12 protein-coding genes are annotated in these 13,909 nt (G+C 74.9%); 11 read left to right on the top strand and 1 reads right to left on the bottom strand.

Features of this window, described 5'->3' with window-relative positions:
• Nucleotides 1–138: 138 nt before the first annotated feature.
• A complete protein-coding gene (locus tag E1B22_RS10030; RefSeq protein WP_135225539.1) occupies nt 139–1,338 on the bottom strand; it encodes a cysteine desulfurase family protein in 1,200 nt (399 codons plus the stop codon).
• A gap of 484 nt (nt 1,339–1,822) precedes the next feature.
• Between E1B22_RS10030 and E1B22_RS10025 the strand changes: the two genes are divergently transcribed.
• The 11 genes from E1B22_RS10025 (at nt 1,823) to E1B22_RS13745 (ending at nt 13,908) form a co-directional block, all read left to right on the top strand.
• Nucleotides 1,823–3,547 carry an ABC transporter ATP-binding protein gene (locus E1B22_RS10025; protein WP_135225538.1) on the top strand — a complete coding sequence of 575 codons (1,725 nt, stop codon included), beginning with the start codon at nt 1,823–1,825 and terminating at the stop codon, nt 3,545–3,547.
• A complete protein-coding gene (locus E1B22_RS10020) occupies nt 3,544–4,401 on the top strand; it encodes an energy-coupling factor transporter transmembrane protein EcfT (protein ID WP_167758910.1) in 858 nt (285 codons plus the stop codon). The genes E1B22_RS10025 and E1B22_RS10020 overlap by 4 nt, the downstream gene beginning before the upstream one ends.
• A 16-nt stretch (nt 4,402–4,417) precedes the next feature.
• Nucleotides 4,418–5,239, top strand: coding sequence for a QueT transporter family protein (locus E1B22_RS10015; protein WP_135225537.1), 822 nt, complete (start codon nt 4,418–4,420; stop codon nt 5,237–5,239).
• A gap of 175 nt (nt 5,240–5,414) precedes the next feature.
• Nucleotides 5,415–6,005, top strand: a complete 591-nt coding sequence (locus tag E1B22_RS10010; protein WP_135225536.1) for a hypothetical protein — start codon at nt 5,415–5,417, stop codon at nt 6,003–6,005.
• 40 nt (nt 6,006–6,045) lie between these two features.
• Nucleotides 6,046–6,570: an IreB family regulatory phosphoprotein gene (locus E1B22_RS10005; protein ID WP_135225535.1), complete on the top strand. Its 525-nt coding sequence runs from the start codon at nt 6,046–6,048 to the stop codon at nt 6,568–6,570.
• Nucleotides 6,571–7,128: 558 nt separating this feature from the next.
• Nucleotides 7,129–7,689 carry a stage V sporulation T C-terminal domain-containing protein gene (locus E1B22_RS10000; protein ID WP_135225534.1) on the top strand — a complete coding sequence of 187 codons (561 nt, stop codon included), beginning with the start codon at nt 7,129–7,131 and terminating at the stop codon, nt 7,687–7,689.
• 486 nt (nt 7,690–8,175) lie between these two features.
• Nucleotides 8,176–9,552 carry a PKD domain-containing protein gene (locus E1B22_RS09995; protein WP_243123316.1) on the top strand — a complete coding sequence of 459 codons (1,377 nt, stop codon included), beginning with the start codon at nt 8,176–8,178 and terminating at the stop codon, nt 9,550–9,552.
• A 196-nt stretch (nt 9,553–9,748) separates the two neighbouring features.
• Nucleotides 9,749–10,153 carry a cytochrome c maturation protein CcmE gene (locus tag E1B22_RS09990; protein ID WP_135225532.1) on the top strand — a complete coding sequence of 135 codons (405 nt, stop codon included), beginning with the start codon at nt 9,749–9,751 and terminating at the stop codon, nt 10,151–10,153.
• Nucleotides 10,154–10,215: 62 nt separating this feature from the next.
• Nucleotides 10,216–11,415 carry a hypothetical protein gene (locus E1B22_RS12915; RefSeq protein WP_207669860.1) on the top strand — a complete coding sequence of 400 codons (1,200 nt, stop codon included), beginning with the start codon at nt 10,216–10,218 and terminating at the stop codon, nt 11,413–11,415.
• A complete protein-coding gene (gene ccmA, locus E1B22_RS13945) occupies nt 11,412–13,220 on the top strand; it encodes a heme ABC exporter ATP-binding protein CcmA (RefSeq protein ID WP_167758909.1) in 1,809 nt (602 codons plus the stop codon). The genes E1B22_RS12915 and ccmA overlap by 4 nt, the downstream gene beginning before the upstream one ends.
• Before the next feature lie 10 nt (nt 13,221–13,230).
• Nucleotides 13,231–13,908, top strand: a complete 678-nt coding sequence (locus E1B22_RS13745) for a cytochrome c biogenesis protein (RefSeq protein WP_135225530.1) — start codon at nt 13,231–13,233, stop codon at nt 13,906–13,908.
• Nucleotide 13,909: the final 1 nt, after the last annotated feature.

The raw sequence follows: 13,909 nt of genomic DNA, 5'->3' as shown, positions 1-13,909 counted from the left end.
GTGCAGCCGGCCCCGGGCCTGGCCCCGCGGCCCCGCCCGCCCCGATCCCCGGCGGCGCCTTCCCCGGTCGCCTCCCGGCCGCCGAAGGACGGGGCCGATCCCCCAGCACGCCGCGGGCCCCGGGGGCGTCGGGGACCGTCAGCGCCGGCCGCGGACGGCGGCCACGGCCCGGACCTCCGCCGCCGCCTCCTTCAGGGCGGCGACGAACCGTTCCACGTCCTCCTCCGTGGTCTCGCGGCTGAGGCTGATGCGCAGGGCGGAGTCCAGCCGCTCGGGGGGGAGTCCCAGCGCCTGCAGGACGTGACTGGGGGCCGTGCGCCGGGACGTGCACGCCGAGCCCGTCGAGACGTACACCCCCCGCTGTGCCAGGGCGTGGACCAGCACCTCGCCCCGTGCCCCCACCACGGAGAGGTTGACGATGTGGGGCGCGCCCTCGTCCGGATCGGGACCGTTGACGTACACGTCGGGGATCTCGGCCTGCACCCGCTGGACCAGCCGCAGCTTGAGCGCGTGCATCCGGCGGCTCAGCTCCGGCTGTTCGGCGAGGATCAGCCGCGCCGCCACGCCGAATCCCGCGATGCCGGGGACGTTGTGGGTCCCGGGGCGCAGGCCGCCCTCCTGCTCGCCGCCCACCAGCAGGGGCTGGATGCGGACGCCGCGCCGCACGTAGAGGGCACCCGTGCCCTTGGGACCATGGATCTTGTGGGCGCTGACGGTGACGAGGTCCACACCCCATGCCCTGGGCTTCACGGGCAGCTTGCCGAAGGCCTGGACCGCGTCGACGTGGACCAGCACGTCGGGCCGTCGGGCCCGCACCGCCCGGACGATGTCGGCGACGGGCTGGATCGACCCGATCTCGTTGTTGACCAGCATGATGCTGACCAGGACGGTGTCGTCGGCGACCGCCGCGGCGACCCGTTCCGGGTCCACGCGGCCCTGCCGGTCCACGGGCACGATGGTGACGCGATGGCCTTCCGCCTCCAGCCGGCGCGCCGTGCTCAGGATCGACGAGTGCTCGATGGCCGTGGTCACCAGGTGCCGCCCGCGGCGGGCGTAGGCGGCCAGGACGCCCCGCAGCGCCCAGTTGTTGGCCTCGGTGCCGCCGGAGGTGAAGTAGAGGTCGTCGGCGGGCACCTCCAGGGCCGCTGCCAGCACGGAGCGGGCCTCCTTGACCAGCCGCTCCGCCTCGAGGCCGGCGGTGTGGATCGACGCGGGGTTGCCGAACCGCTCCTGGAGGGCGGTGACGACGGCGTCGACCACCTCGGGCCGCGCCCGGGTGGTGGCGGCGTTGTCCAGGTACACGGGCCGACGGGCGTCCCCTTCGGTTGCGGTGGCCATGGGAACCCTCCTTGCCGCCAGGGCGGCACGACCTGGGCGCCCCCTGCCAGCAGTTGTATTATATCGACCCGCCTCCCGTGGGCCACGCCGCGCTCCTCGGGACGAACCGGCCGACCCGCCGGGGTCGGCCGGCCTCGACACCCGGCCGGGGTCCCCGGGCGGGGCGGGCCGGCCCCGTCGCGGCCTTCGGGGCCGCCGTTGACGGCGCGCAGGCCCCGCGCTATGCTCGGGACCAAATCCACACTAACACGATCAAATTGGACACATTTCGCGGATGGGACGGCATCTCGCACTTGTGGAACGCAGGATCGAATATTATTTTGACAATTGTCTCAAAAAGTTCGGCATTTCTCCCGTTGACTCCCTTCACGGGAGGGTATTCATTCATAGATGGGGGCGATCGAGGGGCCGGCATCGCCGACCTCCCGGCGTCCCCAGGGATCCGCCGGACGACGCGGACGGCCGGACGGGGGCGGTCATCCGAATGGCGGCAGCCACCGCTCAGCTGCGGGGTGTGACGTTCACCTATCGGGGCCAGAGCCGGCCGGCGCTGGTCGACGTCGACCTCGGGTTGCGTCCCGGTGAGTTCACCGTCGTCCTCGGTGCCAGCGGCGCCGGCAAGTCCACCCTCTGCTACTGCCTCAACGGCCTGGTGCCCCACTTCTTCCGTGGCGAGATGCGCGGGGAGGTGCGGATCGACGGCGTCTCCACCCGTCGCCGGCGGGTCTGCGAGTGGGCGGAAGACGTCGGCTTCGTCTTCCAGGACTTCGAAGGACAGCTGTTCGCAACGAGTGTGGCCCTGGAAGTCGCCTTCGGACCCGAGAGCTTCTGCGTGCCGGCCGCGGAGCTCCGCCGGCGGGTGGCGGAAGCCCTGGAGGCGGTCGGGCTGGCCGGCTACGAGGACCGGGAGCCGGCGAGCCTGTCCGGCGGGCAGAAGCAGCGACTCGCCGTCGCGGCCGCCCTCGCCCTGCAGCCGCGGCTGCTGGTGATGGACGAACCCATCACGGACCTGGACCCGGTGGGCAAGCAGGAGGTGCTGGCCGTGGCGCGGCGCCTGCGGGCGGGCGACGTGACGGTGCTGGTGGCCGAACACGAGGTGGAGCAGGCGCTCACCGCCGATCGCGTCGTCGTGCTGCAGGAGGGGCGCGTGGTGGCCGACGGACCGCCCGACCAGGTGCTCACCCGGGCCGCGTGGCTCGAGGGGATGGGGGTGCAACCGCCGGGCGCCGCCGTCCTGCTGGAACGGCTCGGGCTGCGCCCCGAGCTGGACGAACGGGCCGCGGTGGAGGCGCTCACCGCGGCAGGCTGGTGCGTGGAGCCGGAGGCCCTGGAGCGTCTCCGGCAGCGGGACGCGGAGCGCGCCAGCCGCTACGGTCCCGTCATCCTCGAGGTGCGCGATCTCGAGCATCGCTACCCGGGCGGCCGCACGGCCCTGCGCGGCGTGAACCTCACCGTGCGGGCGGGGGAGTTCGTGGCCGTCGTCGGCCCCAATGGCAGCGGCAAGACCACCCTGGTCAAGCACCTGGCCGGTCTGTTGCGACCGACGGCCGGCGAGGTGCGGGTGGCCGGTTCGTCCGTCGCGCAGCGCAGCCTGCGGGAGCTCTCGCGCACGGTCGGCTACGTGTTCCAGAACCCCGATCACCAGCTCTTCGCGGAGACGGTCTTCGACGAGGTGGCCTTCGGGCTGCGCAACCAGGGACTGTCCGAGCGCGAGGTGCGGACGCGCGTGGCCGAGGCCCTGGCGGCCGTCGGGCTCGAGGGCCGCGAGGGCGACGACCCCTTCCGCATGACCCGCGGCGAGCGCCAGCGGGTGGCGGTGGCCTCGGTGTTGGCCCTGCGCCCGCCCGTCTTGATCCTGGACGAACCGACCACCGGCCTGGATCACCTGGAGCGGGAGCGGATGATGGACCTGGTCCAGCGCCTCAACGACGCCGGGCACACGGTGATCATGGTCACCCACGCCATGGACGTGGTGGCCCGCTACGCGCACCGCACGGTGGTGGTCCAGGACGGGCGCATCCTCCTGGACGGCCCGACCCGCGCGGTCCTCGCCCGGGAGGCGGAGCTGGGCCGCGCCGACCTGCGGCCCCCCCAGCTGGTGCGGATGGCCAACCGATTGGGCGTCCCCCTGCTGACGGTGGACGAGTGGATGCTCGCCCTGCGCCCGCGCGGCCCGCGGCCGGCCGCCCAGGAGGTGGGCAACCGGTGAGCCCGTACCTGTACGTGCCCGGCGACAGCCTGCTGCACCGGCTCGACCCGCGGACGAAGCTGCTGGCGCTGGTGGCCGTGTTGCTCGTGGCCGTGGCCGCGGCCAGCCCGGGTGTGCTGGCGGGCCTGCTCGTCCTGCTGCTGGGGCTCGCCGTGGCCTCGCGGACGGGGCCCGCCCTGCGGCGCGTGCGCTTCCTGGCCGTCACCGTGCTGCTCTTCCCGCCGGTCCTCTGGTCCCTCGTCGGCGTCGGCCGCGCGGACGGGTGGGGGGCCGGCGCGGGTGAGGCCGGGCTCTTCGGGTTGGCCGCCGGCCTCCGGCTCTGCAGCATGGTGATCGCGTCCGCCCTCTTCCTGGCGACGACCCGCAACGAGGAGCTGGTCGCCGGCCTGCTCCGTTGGGGTCTGCCGTACCCCTTCGCCTTCGCGCTGTCGGCGGCCCTGCGCCTGGTCCCCACCTTCGTGGCCTCCGCCGTGGCGGTCGCCGAGGCGCAGCGGGCCCGCGGCCACGACCTGGACGCCGGCAACCCGCTGCAGCGGATGCGCAAGCACCTCCCGCTGGTCGTGCCCTGCTGGCGGGTTCGCTGCGGTCGACCAACCAGCTCGCCATGGCCTTGGAGGCCCGCGGCTTCGGGGCGCGGCCGCGGCGCACCCAGTACCTGGAGCTGCGCTACCGCCCGGCCGACTGGGTCGGCACCGTCCTCTCGCTGGTGGCGATCCTGGCGGCGCTCTATGGGCTCGTCGGGGGCGGCAGTCCGCTGGACTGAGGGGCGCCCCCAAGACCGAGAGGGGCCGGGAACCGGCGGCGACCCAGCGGCCCAGCCCGTTCCCCGGCCGGAAGGAGGGCGATGGCGGTGAGGGAACTGGTCACCATGTGGCGGCACTCGCGGATGATCGCCTTGACGGCGCGGCGCTCTCCGCCGGCCTCTACGCGGCCGTGCTCATCCCCTTCAAGCCCTTCCCGCTGATCCCCGGCATCACCGAGATCCGGGTGGCCCAGGTGTTGCCGCCCGTCCTCTCGCTGCTCTTCGGCCCCGCGGCGGCGTGGGGGACCGCCGTGGGCAACCTGATCGGGGACATGGTGGGCGGCACCTTCGGTCCCGGCAGTCTGTTCGGGTTCGTCGGCAACTTCTTCCTCGGACTCATCCCGTGGGCCCTCTGGGGCTGGCTCGGCCCCCTCAGCAGCCGGGAAGAGCCCACCATGCGCAATCCCCGGCAGGTGGTGGAGTTCATCGTGCTGACCCTGATCAGCGCCATCGCCTGCGCCACGGTCATCGCCTGGGGCCTGGAGGTCCTCCGCCTCCTGCCCTTCGCGGTCCTGGGGAACGTGATCACCCTCAACAACTTCCTCTTCCCGGCGGTGCTGGGCCCGGTGCTGCTGCGCTTCCTCTACGAGCGCGTCAAGCGGTGGGGGCTGCTCTGGACGGACGTCCTGCCGGAGGAGGACCTGTCCCGGGGGCGGGGCTTCCTCGGGGCCGCGCTCGCCGTCGTCGGCGCGCTGGGCGCCTTCGTCGTGGGGAATGCCGTCTCCCTCGGCGTGCTGGACGTGCCGGCCTTTGGCGCCGGCGCCGCCAGCGCGGGGGACCCGCGGCTCGTCGGCAACCCCCTGCTGCTGTGGGGCTGCGCGCCCTTCCTCGTGCTGCTGGCGCTGCTCCCCCTCGCCGGGAGGCCCTGGCGGCCCCCGGCGGGCCGTTGACGCGCGGGTCCCGGGAGGGCACGGGGTCCACGGCCCGCGGCGCGGCCTGCCGCTTCCAGGCCTAGCTGCCCCCATCCGCGCTGATCTATTATAGTTGGTTGATGGAGCCCGGGGCGGGGCGCCGCCCGGGGCTTCGTGCCTTGGGGAGTCGCCAACTCGGGAAGGGGCACCGCCGATGTTGCGCTACGAGGATTTGTGCGACGTGCTGTTCGACGCGGCGGAGGCGGCCGGTCTCGAGATCCGGCGCGTCGAGCATCACGTGGAGACGCAGACCATGGACCGCCACTGCCTTTTCGTGTGCGTCCCCGAAGGGGACGAGCCGCCGCACCGGGTCCGGGCGGAGATCAGCTTCACCTGGGACTCGGTGCTGACGGCGGAGACGGTCTACGGGGGCAGTTGCGGGCTGTATCATGCAGAGGAGGACGACTGCACCCACAAGGAGACGGAGCCGGACCTGACGGTCGACGTCGAGATCCGCTACGTGTTCGACGTGCCGTCGGCCGAGCAGGTCCCGCCGCTGGCCAACTCGATCAAGCAGATCCTGTTCGAGAACATCGAGCACGACAACATCCCGGAGGTCAAGTTCGTCATCTCCGTGCTGCCCGACGGCCGGGTGGCGGTGCACGAGGCGTACGCCGTCTACGTGTGGCAGGTCGACTGCAGCGACGAACCCGACGTGGAGCCGATGTTCGCGGAGGTCCACAAGATCATGGACGCGCTGATCGCCTCCGGGTACTTCCCCAAGTCGGGCGAGATGCTGCTCTGACCCTCGGGGACGCGGAGGAACCGGCGGGAGGCGTGCCGTGATGAAGCGCGACGAGGGCGGCTGCCAGGCCGCCCCGGGCCGGGGCGACGGGTCCGGTCGACCGGCCGCTGACGGTGCCGTCGGCGCTCCGGGCGCCGGCGGGCAAGGGCCCGGTCGCGGGGGTGAGGGCGCCGACCAGCACGCGGCGGCGCGTGAGCCGTGGGGCCCGGGGTCGACGGCGCGGAGCCCGTTGGAGACGCGGCCGCCGGGGCACCGGTCGCGCGACCTGGACGCCGCCCATCCGCCGACGCCGGTGGAGGGGACCCGGCAGCTGCCGGTCCTGCCCCTGGCCGCCGCGGCGGAGCTGGACGCGGAGGAGCGGCGGATCCTCGAGGCGATCCTGGCCGCGCTTCGCGAACGGGGCTACGACCCGGCGCGCCAGTTGGCCCACTTCCTGGTGACGGGCGAGCCGGCCTACATCACCGCCCATCGCGGGGCGCGGGTCCTGGCCCAGCGGCTCGACCGCATCCGCGTGGTCGAGGCGCTGGTCCGAGCCTACCTGGGGCCCGCCGCGGCCGTCGACTGAGGGGCAGCCGGCGGCCACCGGGCCGCCCACGGCGGCCCGCGGCGCGCGGGCGGACCGCCGCCCGTGCCAGCAGTTTCCGGTTTGGCGTCCGACCCGCCGGGACAACGTATGGACGGCGAGGGTCACGGGTTCCCATCCCAACGGGTGCCGAGGCGCTCGTGACCCCGCCCAGGGGAGGCGGCTCCGCCGCCTCCTCTGCATTTGGTGCACCGCCTACCATCCCTGGTGGCTCGAATAGGCGCCGCGCGCGCCACTGCATACTAACGGCACCGGTGCCGGCTCCCCTTCGCGGGTGCCCGGACCGCCGTTCGCGCAGGGCACCGGTCCCGGCCGGTCGCCGGGTTCCTGGGACGTCGCGCGCCGCCGCAGGATGCACCGCCGGTGTGCGCTGCCGCCGGATGGGCCGCCGGCGGGACGCCGGCGCGACGGGCGGGTGCGGACCGGCTGGCGCGACCATGGTGGAACTGCCACGGTTGCACGGGATGCGCCGCGGACGCGCAACGCGGACCGGGCCCCCGGCCGGGGTCGTCCACACCACGGGGCAGAAGAGGTGACGTCATGAAGGCCACTGGGGTGGTGCGGCGCATCGACGACCTGGGGCGGATCGTCATCCCCATCGAGATCCGCCGCAGCATGAACATCCGCGATGGGGACCCCCTGGAGATCTTCGTCGACAAGGGCGGCGAGGTCATCCTCAAGAAGTACTCGGCCATCGCCGATCTCGAGGACATGGTCCGCGGCATCGCCGAATCCCTGGCCGAGGCCTCGGGTCTGATCGCCATGGTGACTGACCGCGACCAGGTGGTGACCGTGGCCGGCGCCCCGCCCAAGGAGTTCGTGGGCAAGCCCATCGGATCGGTGGTCTACCAGGCCATGGATCAGCGGCAGATCCTGCACTTCACCGCCGACCGGCACCGGCACCCGGGCCCCTTGGTGGGCGCCGACGACGACAAGCCCTGTCCCTTCGCCAGCGAGGTCATCGCCCCCATCGTGGTGGGCGGCGACCCCGTGGGGACGGTGATCATCGCCTCGCGGGAGGCGGGGCGGGACACCGGCACCCTGGAGCTCAAGCTGGCGGAGACGGCGGCCGGGTTCGTCGCCCGCCATCTCGAGGAGTGAACGACCTCTCGCCATCCCCTCCGGACCGCGATCCCCTCGCCCCTCCCCCGCCGGCGGTGAGGGGATCGCCGCTCCCGCAAGGCGCCTGCGACCTGTTCTCAACCCCTGCCTGCGCAGCCCCAAGCGATGCCCGCGACTCGCCGGAGGGAGCGCCGGCGATCCCGGCGAGCACCCCCCGGCGGCTTCGGCGGCGCCGGGCCTCCGGCGAGGACCCCGAGGACGGCCCTCCGGGATCGATCTATAGACTGGATATTCCATTTCATGGATTGTATCTGGTATGATTTGGGTCGACCGATGCGGGACGGGTGCCGCGGGGGTGGGCCGACCCCCAGGGCCACCCCTCCCGCGGGAGCCGACCCGGGGGTGGTGGGGATGCGCACCGCGGGCGCGGACCCCGCGCGAGGCGTTGCCAGGCTCCGCGTCCTGGCCATGATCGCCGGCCTCGCCGGCCTCCTCGACCTCGGCGGTCCGCGGGCAGGGCCGACCATGTCCGCGGTGGTCGCGGCCGGCGCGGTCCCGGCCCTGGCTGCCGGGGGCACCGGGGAGCGCACCGCCGTCGACGCGACCGCCGCGGGGTTCGCGGTGCCGGCTGGACAGCGGACGGCGGTGTCGACGACCGGTCGTTGGCGCCTGGAGATCGGGACGGTTGGGGGAGAGCCGCCGGCGGCCGCCTGGGCCGCCGGCCGCGACGCCGCCGGCAACTGGTACCGGCTGCCCGGGCGCCGGGAGGGTTCGCTGTGGGTCTTCACCGTTCCGGCCGATCCGCCGTTGACGGAGGTGCGCTTCGGCGGCGAGGGAGGCGATGCCGGACCCATCGGCCAACCGGACGAACCCGCCGCGGGGCGGCCTGCCGGCGAGGCCGGTGGCGACACCACCGCCTCCAACCCGGGGGCCCTGACGTGGCGCGTCGTGTGGGAAGACGGCGACGCAGCGGGACCACCGGCCGACGGGGTCCCCGTAGGCCGCGGGCTCCCGCCACCGCCCAACTGGGTGCCGGGCGCGGACCCGTTGGGGGACGAGCCGGGGGCGGCGCTCGGAGGGTTGCTGCAGCCACCCGACGCGGTGGAGCGTCCGCGGTGGAGCCCGCCCGCGCCGGACGGCGCGGGGCGCGGGGGGCGGGCGGGCGGGAACGCCTCACGCTCGCGGCGCGAGCCGCCGCCGCTGCCCTCGGCGACCCACGGGGTCGTCCAGTTGCCCCCGGGGATCCCGGCCATCGAGGTGACGTTGCCGACCCGTCGCACCACCCACTGGCAGTCCCTCGAGCGCGGGCACGTCCTCTGGCGGTGGGACTTCGGCGACGGGACGCAGTGGGTCGACCCGAACCCGAACCACGCCATCGTCCAGCAACCCCATCGCTTCCCCGGCGCCGGGAGCTACGCGGTGGAGGCCATCTCCTACGACGGGACGGGGCGTCCCCTGATCCGCTACCGTTGGCACGTGACGGTGCCACCCGCCGACGCCGCCGCCCGGGCCGTGGGGGCGGCGATCCCCGGCCTGGCCGACGACGCGGTCCTGGCCGCCGCCCGGGAGCTGGCGCGGTGGCGGCTCTTCCCGGCGGCCGCGCCCGAGGCGCCGCGGGTCCAGCTGGCGCTGGAGGGTCCCCGCCGCTGGGTGGTCGGGCGGCCGGCGACCTATCGTCTCCGCGCCGAGATCCAGAACCCGCCCTTCACGGAACGGGTGGAGGTGGACTACGACCCGGGGCCCGTCTTCTCCGTGCGCTGGCGGCGACCGGGCACCTTCGCCGTGGACGGCGCCGTCCGGGTCCGCGTCCACTACCGGATCCACGGCCGGGCCCTGGCCCTGAGCCATGTCTACCGCGTGACCGAGACCGTCCAGGTCCACGCCCTGCACCTGGAGGAATGAGGGCGCCGGGGACGGTCGTGAACGGGTACGGGGCGCCGAGACCGCGTCCGACACGGCCCCAGTTGGCCGTAAGGCTGCGCTCCCGGGACGCCCGGACCAAGCCGGCGGCTCGGGTGACCGACCGGTTGTTTCGCAGACGGCGGCTGGGGCTATAATCGGGTGGCCGTGGCAAGACCTGTCGAGGGCGGTGACGGCGGTGTCCGCGCGCGTGAAGGTGGGGCTGGCCGTGCTGGTGGTCCTGGCTGGCATCGCCTACCTCTCGTTGATGGGCTTTCAGAGCGCGAAGACGTACTACCTGTCCGTCGATCAAGCCCTGGGGCGCGCCGACCAGCTGGAGGGGAGGTTCGTCCGGGTGCACGGCCGGGTCGCACCCGGTACGGTGGCCTGGTCCGTCCACGACGTCACCCTGGCCTTCGCGATGGCCGGCGACTCGGGCCGTCCGCTCCCCGTGGTCTACAAGGGCGTCAAGCCGGATCTCCTGCAGGACGGCGTCGACGTGGTGGTGGAGGGGCGCCTCGAGGGGGACACGCTGGTGGCCGATCGCGTCATGGTGAAGTGCCCGTCCAAGTACGAGTCGGCGCGTGCCGAGGCGGCCCGATGACCGGCGGGATCGGGGCTCGCCCTGCTCCCGCCCGGGGCGGCGGGGCACCGGAAGGGCAGGGGATGGGACGGCGCAGCCGGCTGCGGGACGCCGCCGGCCGCCGGTGGCGGCGGGCGCTGGCGGCGGTGGTCCTCGGCGCGTGCATCCTGATGGGGTCGCCGGCCCCCGCGGGGGCCCAGGGGTCGGACGGCGGGGCGGCGCCATGGGAGCGGATCACCCTGGTGCTGCGGCCCGACCCGGAGGGGCGGGGGATGGCCGTCTTGTTCCTCGCCCGGTGGCGCGGAGGCGCTGAGGGCGGCCCTGCGGCGGGCGGCAGCGGCGGAGGTCCCACCGCCGGCACGGGCTCCGGGACGTCGTCCCGCCCGTCGGCGCCACCGGCTGCGCCGGGACCGCGCATCCTGCCAGCAGTCGCTGGAGGCCAGCCCGCCGAGCCGTTGCCGGAGGGCCTCCGGTGGGAGGACGGCCGCCTCGTCGATCCGGCGCCGTCCCGCGGCGATGGAGCGCGGGACTATGCTTACGTCCTCTTGGCGGACCCGGAGGGCACCCCGGGCCACCTGGAACTGGTGTTGCCTGCGCCCGCCGAGCGGCTGGTGGTCCTGACGGTGGCGGATCAGCTCGAGGTCCGGGGTGAGGGCATGCGCCCGGCGGGCACCGTGGCGGGGGATGCGGTGGGCCTGCCCGGCATGGACCTGGCGGCCTTCGCCGCCGGGCCGCTCCCCGCGGGGGGCTACCGGCTGACCCTTGCGCCCCCGGGCGCGGCGGCGCCCGGGGGCGGCGAGCCTCCCGGCCTCCGGCCGGCGCCCCGTTCCGGCCGGCAGGTCGCCCCTTGGGTGCTGGGGTTCGGGGCCGTGCTGCTGGCCGCCGGGGGGGTCGCCACGGTCCGTTGGATGCGGAGCCCCGGCCGGTGGGAGCGCCGGCGCCGGGCCCTGATCCAGGCCATCGTGGAGCTGGACCGTGCCCATGCCCAGGGCGAGATCCCGACCGGTGCGTACGAGGCGGAGCGGCGCCGGCTGGTGGCGGCGGCGGTGGTCGCCACCCGGCGCTGGTGGGCGGCATCGGGACGGGGCGCGGCGGACCGTTCGGCTGCGGCAGGGGCCGGCCCCCGCGCGGGCCGTTGGACGGAGGTGCGGCGCCCGGCGGAGGGTCGGGCGTCCGCCGCGGCCCATGGCGCCGGCGGCGGGCGGTCCGCCGGGGGGCCGACCGCCGTCCTCGACCCCCAGGACGATGCGCGAGGGGACGCACGGGAGGTGACCCCGGGGTGAGGTCGCCGTCGCCTGCGGCCCAGCTGGCGGCCCGGGGGCGGCGGGTCGGGCGGGCGGGCGGTCGCCTCGGCGAGCCGGCTCGAGATCCGGTGCCCGCCGGGAGCGCCGCGGAGGGGGCTTCCCGCGACGGTGCCCTGGAGCTGCGGGGACTCGCGCGGCGGTTCGGGGAGCAGGTGGTCTTCCGCGACGTGAGCTGGCGGGTGGGCCCCGGCGAGATCGGCGTGGTGATGGGGCCGAACGGCTCCGGCAAGACCACCCTCCTCCGGGTGGTGGCCGGTCTGCTCCTGCCCGACGGCGGGGAGGTGTGGGTGGCCGGCCGTGCCGCATCCCCGGCGGCCTCGGCGTGGCGGCACCTGATCGGGTACGTGGGGCACCGCCCCCTGAGCCATCCCGACCTGTCGGCCCTGGAGAACCTGGTCTTCTTCGGACGGCTGTACGGCATGGAGGCCGCCGCCGCCCGGCGGCGGGCGGCGGCCCTGCTGGAGCGGCTGGGGCTCGACGCGGTCGCCCATCGGCCGGCGGGGTGGCTCTCCCGGGGGCTGGCCCAGCGCCTGGAGGTGGCCCGGTGCCTGATGCACCGGCCGATCCTCTGGTTGTGGGACGAGCCCTTCACCGGCCTGGACGCCGGCGCGGCCCGCCTCTTGGAGGGGTTGCTGCAGGAGCACCGCGCGTCGGGCGGGACCGCCGTGGTCGTCCTCCACGACGTGGACCGCGCCGCCCGCCTGGCCGAACGGGTCTTGCTGCTGGGCGGCGGCCGCGGCCGAGCGGCCGCGGCGACGTCGGTGGACTGGTCGGCGCTGGAGGGGTGGCTGGAGGCAGGGGGGGCGTCGGCGGACGTCGGCCCGGAAGGGGGCTCGAGGGCGGGCGGTGCCGCCGAAGGGCCGCCACCCTGCCGCCGGGCGCGCGGCCAGGCCGACGAGATCGGGGGAAGGGCGGCGGCCGCGGGTGCGGAGGTCGACGAGCCGGTCGCCGCGGGGGACCCCGCCGCCCCAGAGGCGGGGGGTAGGGGGGCGGCGCGGGCGGCCCGGCGCCCGGGTGGACCGGTCCCTCCCGCCGGGTCGCGGGCGGATCCGGCCCCGGCCCCCGCGGAAGGGCCGGGGCCCGTCCCGGGGGTCCCGTGGCCTTCGGTGCGAGCCGCGTGGGGCGCCGTGGCGGCCCTGATGGGCCGCGACTGGCGCCAGGAGTGGCGGCGCCGGGAGGGCCTGCTCGGGCTGGCGACCTTCGTCCTGCTGGTGGGCCTGTCCCTGGCCTTCGCCCTCGATCCCAACCGCAACCGGCTGTCGCCCCTCATGGGGGGCCTGTTGTGGGTGGCCTTCTACTTCGCCGCGGTGCTGCTGTTCGGCCGCAGCTTCGCCCAGGAGGCCGACCGCGGCACGCTGGAGGGGTTGCTGCTGGCGCCGGTGGACCGCAGCCTGCTCTACCTGGCCCGGGTCGCCTCCCAGGGGGCGCAGCTGCTGCTCTTGGAGCTGGCGCTGGTGCCCGTCGTCCTCGCCTGGCTGGGGTACCAGGGGGCGCCCCACTGGGCCGGGTTCGTCCTGGCCATGGGGCTGGGGACGGCGGGCTTGGCGGCCGTCGGCACGCTCCTGGGTGCGTTGACCGCCTCGGTGCGGGGGCGCGAGGCGCTGCTGCCGGTGCTGCTCTTCCCCCTGACCGCCCCGGTGCTCCTGGGGGCGGTCCAGGCGGCCGGGGCGGCCCTGGCGGGGTCTCCCGAACAGGCGGCCCTTTGGTTTCGAGGGCTGGCGGTGTATGATACCATGTTCCTGGTCGCCGGCGCCCTGCTGTTCGACTATGTGGTAGCCCGCTAGGAGGCGAGCCATGTCACGCCGGGCGGCAGGCTTCCTGCTGATCACCTACGCGGCCCTGGTCGGGGCGCTGTACATGGCCCTTCGCTACGCACCCCCCGAACGGGTGATGGGCAACGTCCACCGCATCTTCTACTTCCACGTGGCGGCGGCATGGGTGGGCTTCCTGGCCTTCGCCCTCGTCTTCGTCGCCTCCCTCGCGTACCTGAGGCGGCCCCAGGCGCGGTGGGACCGGCTGGCCGCGGCGGCCGCCGAGCTGGGGGTGCTCTTCACCACCATCACCCTGGTGATGGGTTCGCTGTGGGCCCGGGCGGTGTGGGGCGTGTGGTGGACCTGGGACCCCAAGCTGACCACCACGCTGATCCTCTGGTTCCTGTACGTGGGCTACCTGCTGATCCGGGCGGCGGTGGACGAACCGGCGAGCCGGGGCCGGTACGCGGCGGTGCTGGGGATCGCGGGCTTCCTCAACGTGCCCATCGTGTACATGTCGTCGGTGTGGTGGACCTCCATCCACCCCGTCCTGCGCCAGGGCGGGGACATGCGCCTCGACCCCGCCATGCGCCTGGCGCTGCAGTCCGCCGTCCTCGCCTTCACCCTGCTGTTCTTCCTCCTGTTGAGCCAGCGGGTGCGCATCGGCCGCTTGGCCGAGGAGATCCACCGGCGGGCGCGGGCCCAGACCGAGGAGGGCTAGG

This window comes from Thermaerobacter sp. FW80 (assembly GCF_004634385.1).
GTDB lineage: Bacteria > Bacillota > Sulfobacillia > Thermaerobacterales > Thermaerobacteraceae > Thermaerobacter > Thermaerobacter composti.
This window is presented reverse-complemented; position numbering and strand designations above follow the sequence as displayed.

Bases quoted from the DNA above. Each gene is read 5' to 3' on its own strand.
- E1B22_RS10030 (WP_135225539.1), bottom strand. From the start codon at position 1,338: ATGGCCACCGCAACCGAAGGGGACGCCCGTCGGCCCGTGTACCTGGAC.
- E1B22_RS10025 (WP_135225538.1), top strand. From the start codon at position 1,823: ATGGCGGCAGCCACCGCTCAGCTGCGGGGTGTGACGTTCACCTATCGG.
- E1B22_RS10010 (WP_135225536.1), top strand. From the start codon at position 5,415: ATGTTGCGCTACGAGGATTTGTGCGACGTGCTGTTCGACGCGGCGGAG.
- E1B22_RS10005 (WP_135225535.1), top strand. From the start codon at position 6,046: ATGAAGCGCGACGAGGGCGGCTGCCAGGCCGCCCCGGGCCGGGGCGAC.
- E1B22_RS10000 (WP_135225534.1), top strand. From the start codon at position 7,129: ATGAAGGCCACTGGGGTGGTGCGGCGCATCGACGACCTGGGGCGGATC.
- E1B22_RS09995 (WP_243123316.1), top strand. From the start codon at position 8,176: ATGTCCGCGGTGGTCGCGGCCGGCGCGGTCCCGGCCCTGGCTGCCGGG.
- E1B22_RS12915 (WP_207669860.1), top strand. From the start codon at position 10,216: ATGGGACGGCGCAGCCGGCTGCGGGACGCCGCCGGCCGCCGGTGGCGG.
- E1B22_RS13745 (WP_135225530.1), top strand. From the start codon at position 13,231: ATGTCACGCCGGGCGGCAGGCTTCCTGCTGATCACCTACGCGGCCCTG.